The 19,574-nt window shown below is 42.4% G+C and carries 18 protein-coding genes and 2 pseudogenes; 6 read left to right on the top strand and 14 right to left on the bottom strand.

The genetic code is table 11. The features are described 5' to 3' along the window. Positions 1-508: 508 nt before the first annotated feature. The 6 genes from ACE3JL_RS02760 to ACE3JL_RS02735 form a co-directional block, all read right to left on the bottom strand. A complete protein-coding gene (locus tag ACE3JL_RS02760) occupies positions 509-826 on the bottom strand; it encodes a DUF3067 family protein (RefSeq protein ID WP_150975599.1) in 318 nt (105 codons plus the stop codon). Positions 827-914: 88 nt separating this feature from the next. Beyond that, complete coding sequence (locus ACE3JL_RS02755; RefSeq protein ID WP_375328794.1) at positions 915-1,025, bottom strand: transposase; 111 nt, start codon at positions 1,023-1,025, stop codon at positions 915-917. A gap of 68 nt (positions 1,026-1,093) precedes the next feature. After that, positions 1,094-2,201 (bottom strand): peptide chain release factor 2 gene (gene prfB, locus ACE3JL_RS02750; protein ID WP_271992700.1). Its coding sequence is split into 2 segments (ribosomal slippage): positions 1,094-2,128 and positions 2,130-2,201, totalling 1,107 coding nucleotides; the frame shifts between segments, so codons are not numbered across the junction. 166 nt (positions 2,202-2,367) lie between these two features. Next, on the bottom strand, positions 2,368-3,516 hold the full coding sequence (locus ACE3JL_RS02745; protein ID WP_375328793.1) for a DUF3747 domain-containing protein: 1,149 nt from the start codon (positions 3,514-3,516) through the stop codon (positions 2,368-2,370). Positions 3,517-3,719: 203 nt separating this feature from the next. Continuing rightward, positions 3,720-4,019, bottom strand: coding sequence for a type II toxin-antitoxin system RelE/ParE family toxin (locus tag ACE3JL_RS02740; RefSeq protein ID WP_375328792.1), 300 nt, complete (start codon positions 4,017-4,019; stop codon positions 3,720-3,722). Between the two features lie 2 nt (positions 4,020-4,021). After that, positions 4,022-4,282: a type II toxin-antitoxin system ParD family antitoxin gene (locus ACE3JL_RS02735; RefSeq protein WP_271992696.1), complete on the bottom strand. Its 261-nt coding sequence runs from the start codon at positions 4,280-4,282 to the stop codon at positions 4,022-4,024. A 274-nt stretch (positions 4,283-4,556) separates the two neighbouring features. Between ACE3JL_RS02735 and murD the strand changes: the two genes are divergently transcribed. The 4 genes from murD to mdh all read left to right on the top strand — a co-directional run bounded on the left by murD (position 4,557) and on the right by mdh (position 10,312). Then, complete coding sequence (murD, locus tag ACE3JL_RS02730) at positions 4,557-5,906, top strand: UDP-N-acetylmuramoyl-L-alanine--D-glutamate ligase (protein ID WP_271992694.1); 1,350 nt, start codon at positions 4,557-4,559, stop codon at positions 5,904-5,906. Positions 5,907-6,225: 319 nt separating this feature from the next. Beyond that, entirely contained in the window at positions 6,226-8,877 is a 2,652-nt protein-coding gene (locus ACE3JL_RS02725) for a glycoside hydrolase family 10 protein (RefSeq protein WP_375328791.1), read from the top strand. A 216-nt stretch (positions 8,878-9,093) separates the two neighbouring features. Continuing rightward, positions 9,094-9,309, top strand: coding sequence for an NAD(P)H-quinone oxidoreductase subunit O (locus tag ACE3JL_RS02720; protein WP_271954128.1), 216 nt, complete (start codon positions 9,094-9,096; stop codon positions 9,307-9,309). Positions 9,310-9,334: 25 nt separating this feature from the next. Further along, on the top strand, positions 9,335-10,312 hold the full coding sequence (mdh, locus tag ACE3JL_RS02715; RefSeq protein WP_375328790.1) for a malate dehydrogenase: 978 nt from the start codon (positions 9,335-9,337) through the stop codon (positions 10,310-10,312). Here mdh and ACE3JL_RS02710 read toward each other — a convergent pair whose 3' ends face one another. From ACE3JL_RS02710 to psaM, 3 genes are all read right to left on the bottom strand, one after another. Beyond that, positions 10,313-11,440, bottom strand: coding sequence for a class I SAM-dependent RNA methyltransferase (locus tag ACE3JL_RS02710; RefSeq protein WP_375328789.1), 1,128 nt, complete (start codon positions 11,438-11,440; stop codon positions 10,313-10,315). It lies immediately after the preceding gene. 507 nt (positions 11,441-11,947) lie between these two features. Continuing rightward, a complete protein-coding gene (locus tag ACE3JL_RS02705) occupies positions 11,948-12,298 on the bottom strand; it encodes a hypothetical protein (protein ID WP_271992689.1) in 351 nt (116 codons plus the stop codon). Positions 12,299-12,500: 202 nt separating this feature from the next. Further along, on the bottom strand, positions 12,501-12,593 hold the full coding sequence (gene psaM / locus ACE3JL_RS02700; RefSeq protein WP_012264462.1) for a photosystem I reaction center subunit XII: 93 nt from the start codon (positions 12,591-12,593) through the stop codon (positions 12,501-12,503). 189 nt (positions 12,594-12,782) lie between these two features. Here psaM and ACE3JL_RS02695 point away from each other — a divergent pair, with 189 nt between their 5' ends. Both ACE3JL_RS02695 and ACE3JL_RS02690 read left to right on the top strand, forming a co-directional pair. Continuing rightward, positions 12,783-13,502 carry a TerC family protein gene (locus tag ACE3JL_RS02695; protein WP_375328788.1) on the top strand — a complete coding sequence of 240 codons (720 nt, stop codon included), beginning with the start codon at positions 12,783-12,785 and terminating at the stop codon, positions 13,500-13,502. Between the two features lie 104 nt (positions 13,503-13,606). Next, a complete protein-coding gene (locus tag ACE3JL_RS02690) occupies positions 13,607-14,089 on the top strand; it encodes a thiol-disulfide oxidoreductase DCC family protein (RefSeq protein ID WP_375328787.1) in 483 nt (160 codons plus the stop codon). 174 nt (positions 14,090-14,263) lie between these two features. On the opposite strand, the pseudogene ACE3JL_RS02685 reads toward ACE3JL_RS02690, so the two are convergent. The 5 genes and pseudogenes from ACE3JL_RS02685 to ACE3JL_RS02665 all read right to left on the bottom strand — a co-directional run. Next, positions 14,264-14,455 (bottom strand): annotated as a pseudogene (locus ACE3JL_RS02685) (transporter); the annotation flags it as partial. A gap of 309 nt (positions 14,456-14,764) precedes the next feature. After that, positions 14,765-15,291: pseudogene (locus tag ACE3JL_RS02680) on the bottom strand (ISNCY family transposase); the annotation flags it as partial. 110 nt (positions 15,292-15,401) lie between these two features. Beyond that, a complete protein-coding gene (locus ACE3JL_RS02675; protein WP_375328786.1) occupies positions 15,402-15,692 on the bottom strand; it encodes a hypothetical protein in 291 nt (96 codons plus the stop codon). Positions 15,693-15,716: 24 nt separating this feature from the next. Beyond that, positions 15,717-17,132, bottom strand: a complete 1,416-nt coding sequence (locus ACE3JL_RS02670) for a tetratricopeptide repeat protein (RefSeq protein WP_375328785.1) — start codon at positions 17,130-17,132, stop codon at positions 15,717-15,719. Position 17,133: 1 nt separating this feature from the next. After that, positions 17,134-19,560 (bottom strand): TIR domain-containing protein, encoded by a 2,427-nt coding sequence (locus ACE3JL_RS02665; protein ID WP_375328784.1) that lies wholly within the window; start codon positions 19,558-19,560, stop codon positions 17,134-17,136. Positions 19,561-19,574: the final 14 nt, after the last annotated feature.

The raw sequence follows: 19,574 nt of genomic DNA, 5'->3' as shown, positions 1-19,574 counted from the left end.
CACAATTTCCAGACTAGAAAGCAATTAAATAAAGTTAAGCCTAGATTGAAGCCGAGGACAAAAAAGAACATGATCGAGGCGATGGTCGAGTTATGCCAATTTTAACCTAAATTCCCCACTTCAAATTGTAGAACAAAGAAATCTAAGACCCACATTCCGCACCCTAACTGTCACAACCTCTCAAAAATGGTCAGATATAGTCATTCATAGCAATATGTATAAAACTATCGGACTAGGCAAAAAAAATAGGAATGAGGAACGGGGGCGAGTCAAAATACTTATGTAGGGCTTGCTGAATATCAGTAGAAGCTTTGCTAGAAAAAGGTTTTGGGCTTTTTCTCGCCAAAAAAGTGCAATAAACAAACGTTGAGAAATCGAAATAGGAACTCAAAACCCTTGCACTTTCCGGAGAGGAACACAAAGGGTTCTGCTTCCAGACACACAAGGTCATTCTGTTATTCTGATACTTTTCACTTAACAATCCCGCTGGTCGCTAATAAATAATTGATCACTGATCACTGATTAGCCATTCCGAGGCCCTTTCACCTAGATCTAGGGGCAAACTAACCGCTTTACCGAGACGGGGACGCTCGCGGGTTTCGCGGATAAAAGCTTGAAATTGAATAAAACCACCCCATTCGTGCAGATAACTAGCGATCGCATTGAGATGTTCCAGATATTCAGACTCGGAGAGGGGAAAAGAAGCTTGTTCGAGATATTTCCACATTACCTGCACATGAACTTTATCTTTGATGCGTCGCAGCTGGATATCGTAGGAACGACCCCATTTTTCTAGTAATAATTGCTGTAAGTCCACACCTGTCATGGTTACTATGGATTCTCAGATGTCAGTCTGCCCCTTGATTTTATCGAAAATTTGGCTTTAAAACCCCGTCCTTTCACGACGGCTTTTCTTAATTTCCAATATAGCACTTAAGAACTGCCAATGGCGCATCTCCCACAGAAGAAACAAAATAACTAGGCGACCAAAGAGTATAGTTATCCCATAACTGTTTATTTTTCAAAGAGGGGATTTTATTATCACTTCCACACAGGAGTGGGACTTGCTGGCTACAAAGGGTGATACAGTTCTTTAAACTTCCCCCCCCAAACGTAAATAGGCTTCAATAAAGCTATCTAAATCCCCATTCATTACCCCAGTAACATCGGTGGTTTCCACATTGCTACGGAGATCCTTAACCAATTGATAGGGATGGAAAACATAGTTACGGATTTGATTGCCCCAAGCGGCCTCCACCATATCGCCGCGAATTTCGGCGATCGCTTGAGCCTGTTGTTCCCGAGCAATAATTAACAATTTCGCTTTTAATAAAGCTAGGGCTTTTTCTTTATTTTGTAATTGCGATCGCTCTTGGGTACAACGCACAGCGATACCTGTGGGAAGATGAACCACACGCACGGCAGTTTCGACTTTATTAACATTTTGTCCACCTTTTCCCCCCGATCTGGTGGTGGTAATTTCTAAATCTTTATCGGGAATTTCTACTGTCACCACATCATCGCCCAAAATTGGCATCACTTCCACCCCAGCGAAACTGGTTTGACGTTTACCGTTAGCATTAAAGGGAGAAATTCTGACTAACCGATGGGTGCCTTTTTCTCCTTTCAGATAACCGTAAGCATAAGTTCCGGCAATTTCAATCGTCACCGATTTAATTCCCGCTTCATCTCCTTCTGATATTTCCGCTAAAGTGAGTTTATATCCGTGTTTCTCGGCCCAGCGAGAATACATTCTCAGGAGCATTTCTGTCCAATCCTGGGCATCGGTTCCCCCGGCCCCCGCGTTAATCGTTAAAACCGCTCCTTTTGGGTCGTAGGGACCATTTAAAAGCTGTTGCAATTCCCAGCGATCAAGGTTATGCTGTAAATGAGTTAAATTGTCCGTTGCTTCTTCTAGTAAAGCTCGATCGGATTCTAATTCTAATAACTCGATAATTGCCTTAACATCTTCTAATTGTTGACACCAACTTTGATAGGTTTCTAAAGAAGATTTACATTGATTTAGTTCTTGCAGGGTTTTTTGAGCAGTATCGGGATTATCCCAAAAAGTGGGGACAGCAGCCACCTGTTCTAAGTCTTTAATTTTAGCCCTTAAAGTGGGCAAGTCAAAGATAGTCCTGGGTTTTACCCAGGCGCGATTCTACTATCTCGATACCTCTTTTTAGTTCCGATATTTCCATGTTTTCAGTTATCAGTTATCAGTTATCAGTTACTCTAGGAGTCAGGGGTCAGGAGGCCGGAGTTGAGAGTTGGGGTTTTAGGGTTTTGGGGTTTTAGTTGAAATTCCCCCATTTCCCCATTTCCCCTATGCACTATCTGTTCCCCGTTCCGCAGTTCCAGCGTTCCCTAAAATGGTACAATCGATCCGCGCAGGGGAGCAAGACTTTGTAAAGCGTTTTCAGCCTTATCACGATTGCTAAACGCGCCTATTTGCCAGACAGAACGACCTTTGTAGGAAGTGGGGAAAGCGTCGGGATAGAGAGAACGAACTTTGCTGCGATCGCTCTCGGTTTTAGCTTCAACTACTACTTTAAAGCCTTTGCGGCCAGCATTACCAGTATTACCCGTATTACTACTACTGGGATTAGGGGCAGCTCGATTAAAAGTGATTACGTCTGATAAACTTCTCTGATTGCCTAAATTACGCGGTGGCGGTGGTGGTACAATTGCATTACTATTCTGGGAATTGGCTTGCCCTGAGCCAAGTCGAAGGGGAGGAGTCAGGGGAGGTAAATTAGAGGTAACTGGGGGCTGCGGCGTTAAATTTGACTCTGGTACTCGATTAGTGACTCCTAGCTGAGGATTGCTCTCTACTGCTGTTTCTGTAGCGGTAAAAGTATATTCTCGCACTTCCGGATCACCAGAAGGATTAACCGGTGTTTCTGCTTTGACGGATTCTCTGGGGGGGATAGACGATTGGGTACCCGCGAGTAATTCCGGGGGAGGATTGAAACTGGGACTATCGGCAGTTAGATAGATATGACTGAGATTTTGACCTGCTAGACTGCGTTTAGTAAAGCGCCAGCCATCGATAAGATAAATTTGGATTAAACCGGTCCCTAAACCTTTTGTCCGTCCAATAATTACCTCTGATTGTCTGGGATTGCGGGGGGTTCCCACGAGGACTAATTCCCCGTTCCGTTGTACGATACGCAGCAGGTATTCTAAACCGTAATCTGTGCCGCGAATGCGAAGGGAATAACCGTTACTGTCGGTGGCCCGTTCACAACTGCCGGTAAAATCGAAATCGAGGAGCAGAGGCTGAACAATGGTAGGTTCTCTGCCATTTACCGCCCAACATTGGCGTTTTCCGGGGATTTGTTGCAAAATCAGTAAATCGTATTTACCGTTACCGTAGGGACGGGCAATAGCGATAAAATCTTCTTGATTAACTTCTCGTTGTTCAAAGAGAGTTGCTTGACTCGGTGTAGTCAGGAGACAACCCCCCAGAAGTGAAAACAGTAGGGTAAATTTTAGGGATGATTTTAGATTCATAAATAAGGAGCCTTGTTATGGAGATCGTACTTGCATTTATTTTATCGATCTAGACGCAAGTCAGAGAATTTTGTTTTCCTAGGGGAAATAGTTTTATAATTCAGCCGTCGGCCGTCAGCCGTCAGCCGTCAGCTAGGAAAGGCAATCAGGCCAATTGAAAGGTCTTGGAGTCTGCTCAATTCTGCTGGATTTTTGCTAGGGATTTATTTTATCTCGGAGAATAAAGCTTCTAAGTCTTGACGACCGCTAACTATTCTTAAAATCTCTACCGTGTCATCAGTAACTCGATAGAAAATAATATATCCATCTAAAGGTAAATCTCTCAAGGACGGTCTAATATGACTGTAACTACGTCCTAAATTGGGAAATTGTGCTAATTGTTGACACTTTTGGGAAAATTTTATCAATATTTTTTCCCCAGCTTCCACGTTTACCGCTAAAAAATAATCAGCAATCTTGTTTAAATCTTGACTGGCTGATGGGGCAATAATATAACGATTCATGATTAGGATTTACGCCCTTTCTGAAATTTTTCTAAAATATTGTTGATAACTGTTTCGACCTCTAATCCTTCCCCATTGTCTAATTCAGCTACAGCAATATCAATTTGATGACCAGTTTCTTCTCGCCATTGTAAATAATCTTCATTGATGTGGGACAGCAAGTGTAAAGCGGTATCTATGAGCTGCTCTACATTATTAAATCTGCCACTTTTTAACTGTTCTTCGATAAATTTTTCTTGATTGGGTTTTAGTTGAATATTCATACTAATTTTTGTTAGTTCAAGGACTAAATTATAAGCATTCCATTTTATTATAAGTACCTAAGCAAAATTAATTACACATATCTAACCCCCTCTTGCCTTTTGCCTCTTGCCTTTTGCCTATCTTTACTAGGAAATTAATTTTGCACGACTACTTACTGCAAGGATCAGACAGAATAGACTAAGAGTATCGCCGATCTAGGGGCAGAAATAAGGTCACAATCCACAGTAGGATAGAGATTGCTAAAAATTGACTCTTGAGTAGAGTGGCAACAAGATGGCGAAAGCGGCGATTATTGGATTGGGAAGATCGGGAATAGCAGCGGCAAGATGCTTAAAACGGGATGGTTGGCAGGTGACATTAAGCGATCGCTCCGATTCTCCCAGTTTACAAGCACTGCAAACCAATCTGGAAAGGGAAGGAATTATTGTCAATCTTGGTCAAAATCTCAGTCTGGAGGCAGATTACTTGCCTAATCTTATCGTGGTAAGCCCCGGCGTGCCTTGGGATGCCCCGATTTTAATTACTGCCAGAGAAAAAGGCATCGATACGATCGGAGAATTAGAATTAGCTTGGCGTTATCTGCAATCTTCCCCCTGGTTGGGGATTACGGGAACTAACGGCAAAACCACCACCACCGCCCTCTGTGCCGCTATTTTTCAAAAAGCGGGGTTAAATGCCCCTTCCTGCGGTAATATCGGCTATGCTGCCTGTGAATTGGCTTTAAAAGCCGATAAATACGATTGGATTATTGCGGAGATTAGTAGTTATCAGATCGAGTCCAGTGGGGATTTATCGCCGAAAATCGGCATCTGGACAACTTTTACCCCCGATCACCTCAGTCGTCATCAAACCCTGGAAAATTATTATCAGATTAAAGCCTCTTTACTGCAAAGAAGCGATCGCCAAATCCTCAACGGTGATGATCCCTATCTGCGTCAAATCGGTGCTAGTCAATGGCAACAAGCTTACTGGACTTCTGTGCAGGGTAAAGAGGCACTCTTAGGCGATCCTAGTCGTGGTGTTTATCTGCAAGATAACTGGATCGTGGCTTTTGGGGAATTAATTGCTCCGGTTAATCTCCTGAAAATGGTCGGTAGTCACAATCAGCAGAATTTGCTTATGGCTGTGGCCGCCGCTAGATTGGCAGGAATCGATAAAAAAGCCATTACCGAAGCGATCGCCACTTTCCCCGGGGTTGCCCATCGCCTAGAGTATATTTGTACCTATAAAGGACTAGACTTTATTAATGATAGTAAAGCAACTAACTACGATGCTGCCGCCGTGGGTTTACAATCAGTCCCTAGTCCAGCGATTTTAATTGCGGGGGGAGAAGCGAAAGCAGGGGATGATCGGGCCTGGATCGCTGAAATTAAGGCAAAAGTCGCCACTGTGCTGCTGATTGGTGACGCTGCCGCCGATTTTGCCCGTCGTTTACAGTCAGCAGGTTATCAAGACTATGAATGTGTAGAAACGATGGACAGGGCAGTTCAACGCGCGGCTGAACTAGGACTAGCAAAAGAGGCTAAAGTGGTGTTATTATCCCCCGCTTGCGCCAGTTTTGACCAATACCAAAGTTTTGAACATCGCGGCGATCACTTTCGGCAATTGTCCTTACAGTTGTAGGGAATTATGAATTATGAATTATGAATTATGAATGGGGGAATGGGGAAGTGGGGAATTTCAACTAAAACCCTAAAACCCTAAAACCCCAACACCCTAAAACCGTGTTGCAGACGACTTTTGTTGCCAAAGATACTCTTTTTTGGCTAAGTTATGAATTATGAATTATGAATGGGGGAATGGGGAATTTCAACTAAAACCCCAACACCCTAAAACCATGTTGCTGACGACTAAGGCGCAATTTTTGTTCCCCAAGATACTATTTTTTGGCTAAGTTGGGTAAGATCAGGAGAAGTTAACCAAAAAATTAAGAGAAAAAAACGTGCTGGGATCGTCCTTCCGCCTTGATCATCTTTTTAACAAGCCCCTAATTGCCTGTCTTTCGTCCTGTTTGGGTGTCTTGCTACCGATCCCAGTTTTAGCGACACCAGTGGCAGTGTTAAAAAGTCAAGAAAATGCCAATCAATGGACAGCCATCACCGAACGTTTACAAAATGTCGGGGTTAATTACTGTATTCTCCAGAGTAACCAGTGGCAAAGCGACACGGATTTAAATAAAATTAAGGTTCTAATCATCCCCAACGTCGAGACTATTTCCGGTTTACAAGCCGGTGTCTTGAGTCGTTGGCTGAATCGCGGTGGTAAAATTATTGTCACCGGTCCGGCGGGGAATCTTTCGGAACCTGCTGTGCGTAATCAACTGCGATCGCTATTTGGGGCTTACTGGGCCTATCCCCACTCCCAAGCTTACACCCTGCGGCCGACTAATTTAGGTGAACTGAAAAACCAAAAACCTTTAGCCAGCAGTCTCCTCGGTGGTGTGGTTATCCCCACGGGAATTAATAGCCAAACCGCAGCCGTCTGGGGGACGCGCAATAATCCCCCCGCTGTTGTCCTCAATAATAACTCGATCTTTTTCGGTTGGCGCTGGGGCAGCGATGGTGTCGCAAATCTCGCCCTTGATAGCGCTTGGCTAGAAACCGCCCTGCAACGCTACGGCATTAATCGCGGTTCTTCTCCTAGCACAATTGCGCCCTATTGTCAAGGAAGCTCAACAATAGTTAATAATATTAATAATACACCAACGGCGATCTCGCGTAGCGAGCGCGTTGCGACCGCACCCCGTCGCCCTTTACCCCAGATTGCAGAAAATCCCCCCAGTGAAACAGCGAGATTAAGTCCGAATACCGAGGCAATTCCCCCCAGAGCGAGCCTAACTTCTCAACAAATCAGCCAGATGACGGTGGAATTGCAGGGATTAATCGGGCGTTATGGGGCGACTCTCTTAGCTTTAGAAGCCAGTAATAATAATATATCCAATACTGATAAATCCTTAGTACAAGCATTTCATAATCGGGCAAAAAATTCCCCCACCTCAGATACAGCTAGACGATTCCGTTTAGCCCTAGAAAATGCCCAAGGAACCTTAAATAATTTTCAGAATTTAATCGCCCAGGGTTCCTATACCCAAGCGCGGGAATTTTGGTTACAAGCGCGGCGAAATCTTTGGGATAATTATCCTACTAATCGACAATTTGCCCAACCAGAAATACGGGCAATGTGGTTAGATCGAGGCACGATCGTACAAGCTAAAAACGAGGAGGATTTAGCTAAAGTATTTGATCGCATGGCGGCAGCGGGTATTAATGTGGTCTTTTTCGAGACAGTTAATGCTAGTTATACTATTTATCCCAGTCAAGTTGCCCCCGAACAAAACCCTTTAACCAGAGGTTGGGATCCCCTAAAAGTTGCCGTTAAATTAGCCCATGAACGCAATATGGAAATCCACGCTTGGGTGTGGGTTTTTGCGGCGGCTAATCAAGCTCATAATAAAGTATTAGAACAACCATTGGATTATCTCGGACCAGTTTTATCCCGTAATCCCGATTGGGGTGCAACTAATAAAAGTGGTGGTTCTTTTGATTACAGTCAAGGCACAAAAAAAGCTTTTTTTGATCCTGCTAATCCCAGTTTACAGAACTATCTTTTATCTCTTTACGAGGAGATTGTCAAGAATTATGATGTGGATGGCTTGCAGTTAGATTATATTCGCTATCCTTTCCAGAGTCAAAGTTCTAATCAAACCTATGGTTATGGTAAATCCAGCCGGTGGTTATTTAAACAAATGACAGGAGTTGATCCCATTACTTTAAATCCCCGGGGTGCTTTATGGGAACAATGGACTAGCTTTAAAATCCGTCAGGTTGATACTTTTGTTTCGCAGGTTTCTACTCGTTTAAAACAGATTCGCCCCCAATTAAAAATGTCGGCAGCGGTGTTTCCTTTAGAACAAAAAGAACGGTTATATCGTATTCAACAAAACTGGGAAGAATGGGGACAAAATCAATGGATAGATATGATCTTTTTAATGACTTATGCTCTTGACACCGGGACTTTAGAAGATAAAACCCAGTCTTTATTTGATCGCCAAATTGCAGGAAATGCTCTGATTATACCCGGTATCCGTCTGTTAAAAGTACCCGATCAAGTAACTATCGATCAACTACAATTTATTCGTAATCTTCCCACTTCGGGATTCGCTCTTTTTGCCACAGAAAATCTCAATCCCAACCTGCAAACAATTCTTAATCGCATTCAGGGATCGATAATTACGAAAAAAGCCGAACCTTTACCCCACCGTCAACCCTTCAAAACGGCAGCAGCGCGGTTTAATTCCTTGCGTCAAGAGTGGAGTTTTTTAATAACGAATAATTTATTAGCAATGGAGGAGCGAACCTTAAAAACTTGGGGGCAAGAAGTGGACGAAATGGCTAATCTATTAGAACGATTAGCTAATAGTCCCAACCTTGGCAATTTGACTTTAACTCAAAATGCTTTAAAGCGATTTAGCTATCAATTTAAATCTGTGATGTCCAGACAAAAAGATTTATCTGTCTATCAAATACAAGTCTGGGAAAACCGCCTCACAACCTTACAAAGTCTATTAAGTTATGGTCAAAGGGTTGAGTTTTAATTAAGGCAAAAGGTAGGAGGCAGGTTTTGGGGTTTTGGGGTTTTAGGGTTTTAGTTCAATTTCCCCACTTCCCCACCTCCCCACTTCATAATTCATAATTTATAATTCATAATTTATAATTCCCACACCCCACACCCCACACCCTCTTGTCAGAGTCCCGCCCCAATATGTAACAATTTATGGGAGAAACCCCCCAACAAATTTAACGAGAAAAACATGGCAGCTACAATTAAGAAAGGAGCTTTAGTCCGCGTGGTGACGGGAAACCTAGAAAATAGCCTCGAAGCCCTAGCCAGCGATCGCCGTTTACCCAGTTATATGTTCGACTCGACAGCAGAAGTCTTGGATATAAAAGATGATTATGCTTTGATTAAATTCTGTGTTCCCACCCCCAGTGTGTGGCTAAAGCTCGAACAACTGGAACCCGCCTGATGAGGGATTGCCTCATCCATAAATCATGGTTGACTTCTACGATACACTCATCCCCTGTCAATCGCCCCGAGTCTCGGTTATTGGTGCCGGCAACGTCGGACGCACCCTGGCCCAACGCATCGCCGAAAAAAACCTCGCTGATGTGGTTCTCCTCGATATCGTCCATGGTTTGCCCCAGGGTATTGCCCTAGATTTGATGGAAGCTCAGGGCATAGAACTGCACGACAGCGAGATTATCGGCACTAATAACTACGAAGACACGGCAGGCTCGGATATTGTCGTGATTACGGCTGGATTAGCCAGAAAACCGGGCATGAGTCGCGATGATCTCATGAATGTCAATGCTAAAATTGTCGTCGAGGCCGCCACTAAATGCCTCCAGTATTCTCCAGAGGCCATTTTTATCGTCATCACCAATCCCCTGGATGTGATGACCTATCTAGTCTGGCAAGCAACCGGTTTACCCCCCCAAAGAGTGATGGGAATGGCCGGAGTCCTCGATTCTTCCCGTTTACAAACCTTTATCGCCATGGAATTGGGGGTTAGTACCGCCGACGTTCATGCTATGGTTTTGGGTGGTCACGGTGATTTAATGTTACCCCTACCCCGTTACTGTACCGTCAGTGGTGTGCCAATTACCGAATTAATGGACGAGATGACGATTAATCGTCTAGTGGAGAGAACTCGCAACGGTGGGGCTGAAATCGTCAAATTACTGCAAACTGGCGGTGCTTATTACGCCCCCGCTTCCTCTGCCTGTATCATGGTCGAGACGATATTGAGAAATCAATCCCGTTTACTGCCGGCGGCAGCCTATCTTAAGGGTGAATACGGTTTACAGGATGTTTATCTGGGGGTTCCCTGTCGCTTAGGATGCCGGGGTGTGGAAAGTATTCTGGAAGTGCGTTTAACCGATGCTGAACGTCTGGATTTACACACTTCTGCTGCCTCAGTTCGTCAAAATGTTCATTTAGCTCTTGACAGTCTCAAGGTTTTGATGTAGTTAATACAACTCATATTTTAAGAGGGTACAGGGCAGAGAACCATTATACAAGGGAGTGCGACGGGAAGAACGCAGGCCGATTTGTTTAGTCAGTTCTTTGTTTCCCGATAAAATATAGGCTGTCCAACCCTTAAACCTCTGTTTTAAGACATCACCGAAGGATTTATATAAGGCCCCTAATTCTTCGGTATTGCCCAATCTTTTGCCGTAAGGGGGATTACAGAGAATAATCCCTCGATCGCTCGTCGGTTCTAAGTCGGTGATGCTTTGCAAGCTAAAATTAATATAGTCCTGCACTTGACAAAAATAGGCGTTATCCTCGGCCTGATGCAAAACCTCATAATCGGCATCACTAGCATAAATTGGCGCATTTAGCTGATATTTTTGTTTTTCTTTAGCTTCCTTAACCAAAGATTGCCATAAATCCGGTTGATAGTCTGGCCATTTCTGAAATCCGAACTGGGAACGAGATAAACCGGGGGCAATATTTAAAGCTTTTAACGTCGCTTCGATGACAATGGTTCCCGAACCACAAAAAGGGTCTAAAAGCGCCATATCATCCTGCCATGCCGATAATTCTACCAAAGCAGCGGCGAGACTTTCTTTCAGAGGTGCGACTCCCATGGCCCGATGATACCCGCGACGATGCAAACTGTGGCCGGAACTATCTAAACTAAGCACACAGCGATTTTTCTCGATATGAGCGTTAATTTGCAGGTCGGGGTTTTCTGTATCCACAAAAGAACGGGGATTGCCCTGTTGACGCTGTTGGTCGATAATAGCGTTTTTGATGCTTAAAGCGGTGTAATGGGTGTGATTGAGGCGATCGTTCGTTCCCGTACATTGTACCGCTAAAGTTTCCTCACTGCTGAGATAATCGCGCCAATCAATGGCTTGAATGCCATCATACAGTTCCTTCCCATCCCCACAGGGAATTTCGGCAATGGGAACCAAAACCCGAAAAATAATTCTTGACCAAAGATTGACTCGATAGAGTAGGGAGATATCCCCCTGAAAATGGACTCCGGTGAATACTGGTTTCACTTCTTTAGCCCCTAGGAATTCTAATTCCCTAGCGGCAATTTCTTCTAGTCCCCTAGCGGTAGTAGCAAAATAGGATCGAGTCATTTCAGTTATCAGTTATCAGTTATCAGTTATCAGTTATCAGTTATCAGATGTGAGTTATCAGATGTGAGTTTTCAGTGACTAGCGCCGGTCGTTGGTAGCTTGAAATCAGAAAGATTTTAATTTTTATCCCCTTGTAAATTTCTATCTGATTCCCTCAAGTCATTTAAAATCGACTGACCCCACGGGATTTAGACTCTTCTAAGTTCTGTGTGATAAGTTTAACTTACAATATGATCGAGCAATCTTTGTGTCCTTTGTGTCTTTGTGGTTCGTTCCACCCCCTCGCTAGGAGGAATGTATCTTAGAATACATTTTACCCACCAAATCCAAGAGAGCTGGATTTAGTGCATAGAAATTTTACCCAATCACAGGCATAATAATCCTCTTTTGTCAATGCAGAAATGCTTAAGAATTGTGTCGCTGTGGTCATTAGTTTTATCCAGACTCTGTGGATATCTCCTCTCCTCTAGAGTCTTAACAAGTAATTGAGATGCACAAGCAGCTAATCTACTGGGAAACCCAAAAAATGCGTCTTTGATTGGGATCCCGTCGGGGACTTTGTTCCCCCATGACTTGCCGCGCTTGACTAGGATCGAAGCTGCGAGTAAATTGACCGCGCAATTGATTGACGCGTTCCTCCTTTTCTTGGGCTGCCAAACGCACTTCTTCTAATTTTGCCTGTTGCATCTGTTGGTAGGGGAGCAAACGAGCGATCGCAAAAACCGCCGTGATGGAAATGGCGCTATAGGCAATAATTCGCATCCAAATCTCGATAACTTGCCAGTTTTGGGATTTATTGCCGCTTTTTGGCTTTTTTTGTGTTTTTTTGTCGGTTTGGTTTCGTGTTCGTGCGGTCATAGATTGGGGGTAATGGGGAATTGGGGTAGTGGGGAGATGGGGTAGTGGGGAGATGGGGTAGTGGGGAATTTAGCTGAAATTTCCCTATCACCCTAAATCCCTATCACCCTAAATCCCTATCCCCTAGTTTAAGATACAAAAAACCCCAATCGGTCTATCCTATAGCTAGGTTAGACGGGATTGGGGTTTATTGAAAGCGACTTTACTTATAAAGTTCCGTCGCTAGACGAAAAGCCAAAATCCCGGGGATTAAAGCAATTACCAGAGCGACTAGAACTTGAGTATCAGAAAGCATTGCTGATTATCTCCTCATAAAGATATTCATCCAATACTTTCCGACATCATCGGGGTCCTCTGCATCATTTCGTTACAAGACTTCATATCTCCCCACCCCGATGACGGTTATCTCCCCTAGAAAAGAAAGTTGTAAAAGCGTTAAGCTGAAGTATTGCCATGATTACATTTATTTTTACCTGCGGCCTCAATGTTAGACTCGCTCCTTGATTCATCTCTAACCCTTAGTCTAAAAACCCCGTTAATTCTGTTGGTTCTCGTTGCCCTAGAAGCGGTATTATCAGCAGATAACGCCATTGCTCTCGCTTCCATAGCACAGGGATTAGGAGATCATCAGCGTCAACGTCAGGCCTTGAATATTGGCTTAGTTTTCGCCTATATTCTCCGTATGGTCTTGATTCTTACCGCCACCTGGGTGGTTAAATACTGGCAGTTTGAACTTTTGGGAGCAGTATATTTGCTCTGGTTAGTCTTTAATTACTTTGCCTCCCCGGAAGACAAGGACCACACCCATCATAGTCTCAAGTTTCAATCTCTCTGGCAAGCTATCCCCCTAATTGCCGTTACTGATTTAGCTTTTTCCCTCGATAGTGTTACCACCTCCATCGCCGTGGCCGATGATACTTGGTTGATCCTGCTTGGTGGTACGATCGGAGTAGTTACCCTGCGCTTTATGGCGGGTTTATTTATTCGCTGGTTAGAGGAATACACCCACCTAGAAGATGCCGGTTTTGTCACCGTCGGTTTGGTGGGTTTAAGATTGTTGTTGCGGGTGATTAGTCCCGATTTTGTGCCGCCGGAATGGATTATGATTAGTTTAATTGCTATCCTCTTTGCTTGGGGTTTCTCAAAACGCAACGATCGAGAACCAATAGAGAGTGATACCATCCAATCTGATGAATTGCCATAAAATAATCATCAGGAGTCAGTCATCAGTGATCGGATTTGAGTTTTCAGTTCACTGATTACTGTTTACTGTTCACTGTTCACTGAAAAGAGAATCCCTAGAAGATTATGCCATCTTTACCGACTCCATCTGCTGATACCTTAGAAAATTCTACTCGATCGCCCTCTTGGAAAATTAAACTCCTCTACGATGGAGAATGTCCCCTCTGCTTGCGGGAGGTTAATTTTCTGCAAAAACAGGATGCTGGGAGAGGATTAGTTGCTTTTGTCGATATTGCCGATGAAAACTATAATCCGGAGGAAAATGGCGGTATTTCCTTCGCGGCAGCCATGGGACGAATCCACGCAGTACTAGCCGATGGTACTATTCTCCAAAATGTGGAAGTGTTTCGCCAAGTCTATGATATTTTGGGCATTGGTTGGATTTATGCCGCTACTAAATGGCCGGTTATCGGGTTTCTAGTGGATATTATCTATGAAATTTGGGCTTCTTGGCGATTAACCTTAACCGGAAGACCGAATTTAACTACAATCTTAGCAGAGCGTCAAAAACGTCTGGAATGCAACTCATCAAATCGTTGTTCTCGCTGAGTTAAAATCTCCTAACCCTACCCCCCACTCAGAATCACCCCTTGGGATGTGATACTAAATCCGTTGAGTATAGGCTACTTATAAGGACAGGCAAGAGGCAAAAGGAGAAATAAATAATCAGTTTTTAATAACCAGATTTAATGTGATAATTCTGCCTAGTAAATAAATGGTACTTTATTTTCTTGCCAGTCCCTGACTGCGACCGATGATCGCCCAGAGATAGCTAATTCCTAAGGCCAAAAACGCGAGGGGAATACTTTCTTTGACGATAAAAATACCCAGACCGATCAGCACACAGGGAACGAAGGTGCTTCCCTGACTGGTTAGAATAGTGGCGATGGTCGGCACACTGGTCAACCCGTAGGCGATTGTGGTTCGGTCGCGATCAGATTGTCGGTAAACACCTGGTAAACTTGCCCCAAAGTTTTTTGGCTGATTGACGACTCCTATCTCCTAAATAGGGTCTGCTGAAAAAGTTTTTCCTGGGGGTAGGAGTCAGGAGTCAGGAGTCAGGAGTTTCGGGCTTTGTTGCCCTTATTTTTTGTACCAGTTTATGTACTACAAGAAGGATAATGCAAGGTTTTTGAAAGTCCCAATCCTATTTTCTTGCACTAACATCGGACTTTAACAGGTCAAAAGCCTTATTTTAAAAGGGTTTTACCATTATTCAGCAAGCCCTAAATAGCAACCAATAATTTCCCTTGTATTTCTATCAATTGCAAGCCAAATATAGACCTTTATCGTCTTAGAAAAAACAAAAGACCACATCTCATCACATTCTATAACCAATTTACCTTTTGGTTTGTCCGAAACCTTTATTTGACGGGGGACAGCCGCCAGTTTATTGTTGACATAGTTTTGTAACCATGACCAACTTACCCCTGTTACTCTAGCAATTCCTCGTCAGGAAATTCGTTCGAGCAAGAGTTGATCAATTAATTGTTTGGTTTCGTCAGAGACGGTTTTATTAGTGGGATTGATCACAAACGGTTGACCACACTTCGACAGGCTCAGTGACCACATTCTTTACCTTGACGTTTGGGTTTTCCATTATGAATAGAACCATTCTTGATCATATAATGAGAACCACAATTAGGACAGGGGAATAGAGGTGAACTAGGGGGGGTATTTTGTTCGGTGCTAGACTGATATTTGAGTAAGCCAGACAGGAGCCTGAAAAAGATATTTATCAGAAAAGTCATGATCAAGCTAGAGGTTTAAAGACTGATTCTAGCCAATTATTTTTATTAATAAATATTTTACACAATTCATACCATGTAAGCAAGAGGGCCACGGCACTACTATCGAATCATTACCCAGATAACAACCAATGTAATTGTGATTCTAAAGATGACTTTAATGGCTTCATGAACAATTTACTAACCCTTTCCCAATCTTCCACCTGACACAAATGATAAAATGCCTCTAATAAACCTTTTACTTTTTCTAAATTGGACGTATTCGGATTAGGCTCATATTTCGTTAGCCAGTTAATAATGGCACGATAGGAAGACCGTTTTTTTCCTCGTTTCATCGCTTTAACGGTAGCTGAACTAATACCAAGTTCTGCTAACATCGACTCACCAGAGATCAGTTTACTCATGTTAATTTGCCTTTTACCTTCAATTTAGTTTCTATCATTAGTTTCTATTTGTTGTAGCAACTCTTGACACTCCTTAACCAAGGGAATCCCTAATTCGGTGGCTATCTGTAACGCTTTTTCGCAATGCTCTCGTGCAAGTTGAGATTGGTTAGTTTTGTAGTATAGTTCGGCTAAATATACAAAGTTATAAACTGTTCCTGTGCTATCACCAATTTCAGAAGCAATTTTTAAAGAGTCTTTTAAAGATACTAAAGCTTCCTCATATTTATCAATGTGAATGAAAGTTTTTCCAAGATTATTCAAACTTACACTTTCTCCAAAACGATCCCCAATTTTCTGTGCAAGCATTAGATGTTGCTGAAGGAAACCAATCGCTGACTGATAATCTTTTTTAATGAAACTAATATTTCCTAAATTTCCTAGCGTAATGCTTTCAGTCGGCAGATCACCTATTTCACGAGCGATAGCTAGGTTTAGTTGAAAATAGTATATTGCTTGATCGAGTTGTCCTAGTCTAGTATAAGAATATCCTAAATTTCCCAAGGCATTAGCTTGACTGCGACGATCACCAATTTTCTCAACAATAGTCAGGGATTCTTTCAAAAAACTAATAGCTTGATTAAATTCGCCAATTTCATTGTACACTCTCCCTAAATTTCCTAGAATAAGGCTTTCTCTCCAAACATTATGAATCTCTCGTGAAATGATTAAAGCCTGCTGATAAAAATCAATTGCGAGTTGATATTGTCCTAAGTTTATATGCGTGTTTCCTAGTCCTATCAAAATGCTAACTTGGGCTTCTAAATCATGTATTTTTTGGGCAATACTAAAAGCTTCTTGAAAGTGATTGATGGCTATCTGATATTCTGCTATTCTTTGATAAACAAGTCCTAGAGAACATAATATTCTGCTTTCACCTTGTCGATCATCAACTTTTTTAGCGATAGCCCAAGCTTGCTGATTAAAATCTATAGCTAATTGATATTCTCCAAGATTACGATAGGTATGCCCTAGACAGCTTAAGTAAATAGCATCTGTCTTAATATCAACTTTTCCTAAAATAAGATTTGAAAAGCGAATTTGTTCTTTGTAGTAACCCCAAATTCCTAATTGTGTGTGTACTTTCTCCTTGAGAGGTGTATTTAATGAAGTTGTCAAAATAGCGTTTGCTTTCTTCCAATCCTCAACCTCACATAAATGATAAAACGCCTCTAATAAACCTTTCACCTTTTCCAAATTAGAGGCATCTGAATTAGCTTTATATTTTGTTAGCCAATTAATCACTGCTCGATAATAAGAACGTTTCGTTCCTCCTTTCATAGCTTTAACAGTGGCTGAATTAATCCCAATCTGTTCTAAAATTGTCTCACCAGAAGGGATAAGACTCGCTTCGTCTGACACTTGTTGCGTTTTGGCCTCTAATTCAGCTTGATTACTCATCTTATTCACCCAATTGTTTTAAATGTTCTAGCGATACACTTCTAATTAAATTGTGCTGTCTTAATACACATTGATTTTCTTGAACTAATTCCTCCACTAAATACCGATCTCTTAAAGCATCCAACGCTGCTTTCTGTTCCCCCTCATCTCGATCCCAATCTTCCTCCAAATGACTCAACCAAAAATCCTCTGGTACAGGACAGCGATAAACTGAAGCTTCACAGAGTAAAATATAAGCATACTTGACATCTTTTTGAAGTCGAGCAAAGGTGTTATTCAAACGAGATCGCACATTCCGTCTTAGGGTCTTTGTAAAGCGATCTAATTTAAACAAATCCTGGCCAGTTGTCTTACCCACTTGTGCTTCTGCGATCGCTTTTTCTACTTCCTCTACCTCACTCCCGTACTGATTCCAGTAAGCGATAATGTTGCCATTAAAAGGCTTATTTTTAATTTCTCCTGCAATCACTCGCAACGCCAAAGGATGACCTTCATAAGCACCACCAATTCGCTCTAAATAAGTTCTTCCTGCTGAATTAACATCAATCTCTAAACCAATTTTCTTAAACAAAGCTAATCTTTCAGACTCATCTAATCCGCTTAATTCTTGACGATACCAGAAATTTTGAGAGCGACTTCCTATCTCTTCAACTTGTCTCGGTGAATCCTGAGAAGTAAGAATGATAGAACTTAAACAGGAATCCGACTTCAGAAAACCATTGAAAAATTTCACCCACCAATCATCTTTAAAATCACTCCAACCTTCCTCTTCATTTCCCTGCAAAATGTTTTCTAAAGAATCAATTTGGACTAAATAACGATTTTCTTGCAGGTGTTTCAGCAACCGATTAAGTAATCTTTGGGTATCTTTGCGATCATCTGGGGTGATCAGTTGTCCCCACTTTTCTAACCATCGAGCCGCTACACTAGCAAAATCAGAAGTCTGTTCCTCATTATCAAAATTTTCCTGATAATATTGACTCCAATCTCCTCCAAACCAGTCAGATAATTCAACAGCCAAGCGTTCCCCTAAAGCTGTTTTTCCAATTCCTGTCATTCCCACTAAAACCAGCAAGCGACAAGATTCTCGAATGCGAGATTTTAAATCTTGGATTAATTGATCTCGACCAACCCAAGTATCATCATAGGCGAAAAAGTTAGGAGATATTGAGGGAATTTGTTGCTTTCCCAAGGCATTCACCAACTTTTGCCATTCAAATGCTTCATCTTCGGGATTAACAAAATTGAGATAGGTTAAAGCCCTCAGTCGTAGCGGCAGTTCACATTTTTCCTTTAAAAGAGGAAGCAATCGCAATTTTTGATTCGCTGGATCGAGTGTTTGCAGCAGAATATTTTCAAACTCAGTCCATCCACTCTCCAGATAATTAGGTGTCAAAATCAGTAAAGTCTTATGGCTGTTTATCACTGCCTGTTCAATATTTTTGATGCTTGGCATTCCTATAATAAAATCTCGGTAGTCAATGCAAGCCTTAATCTTTTGCTCTTCCAATTTTCTGAGCAATTCCTTAACCCAAGGACGATCCTTCGAGCTGTAGGAGATGAATATGTCGTATTGATAATTTGAGTTGTCTGACATTGATTCTGCTTTTGATAGAAGTTTGGTTTGAGGTTGACTAGAAGTTGAACTGTTGGGTTTTTCCAGATTTTTTTGTTGTTTTGCTTCATCACCCCCGAACTTTGCCAATATTTCAAAAGCAAAAGCACTCGCATGACGCGCCGCTATTTCCTGAGAACCAGACGCATCCGCCTCACTTTTCTTCTCAATTAAATCAGAAATTCCTCGAATAATTAATGCTGATACCTGCTGATTCGCATGAGACGCTTGCAGTAAACCTCGCCCTTCCATCTCCACTGCTAACGCATCCCCATAATTGGAGCGAAGAAATTGAAACACATCAGACTCTTTAGAAGCGACAACCTTTTCTCCCGCAGCAATAGGCGCAACAAATACGGTAGGTTTTACATCAGAAAGAGAAGAACCGAGCCTATTTAACCAATCCTCCTTTCTTGCTTCTGCTTTAGCTCTTTGAATGAGATTATAAGTAGAGAGTCCTACATCAGGTCTAGGTTCAAAAACTTTCTTAACTTTACCTGACTCATAACCATAGACTTTTGTAGCCGCTACCACATCCCCAAGCTGGACATCCTTGATGCCACCTGCTACCCCCACAAACAAGATAACACTGGGATTGAAATAGGATATTGCCCTTTCCGCTTCTAAGGCTGCACCGACATTTCCCGCACCCACATCAACAATTCCCACTTTCCACTCTTTCCCACTGTCAATAAATTTTCCCCGCTCATAAATCGTCCCTTGCGGGTGCATTTCTTCTCGCAGGTCACTCAGATGGGCGCGAACTGCTATATATTCAATGGGGATAGCTGTGAGGATAACCGCGCAAGGCATAGGTGAACCTTTAA

The organism is Microcystis sp. BLCC-F210, from assembly GCF_042134685.1.
Taxonomy (GTDB): Bacteria; Cyanobacteriota; Cyanobacteriia; order Cyanobacteriales; family Microcystaceae; genus Microcystis; species Microcystis aeruginosa_D.
Note: the sequence above shows the minus strand (reverse complement) of the source record. Positions and strands in the feature narration are given on the sequence as shown.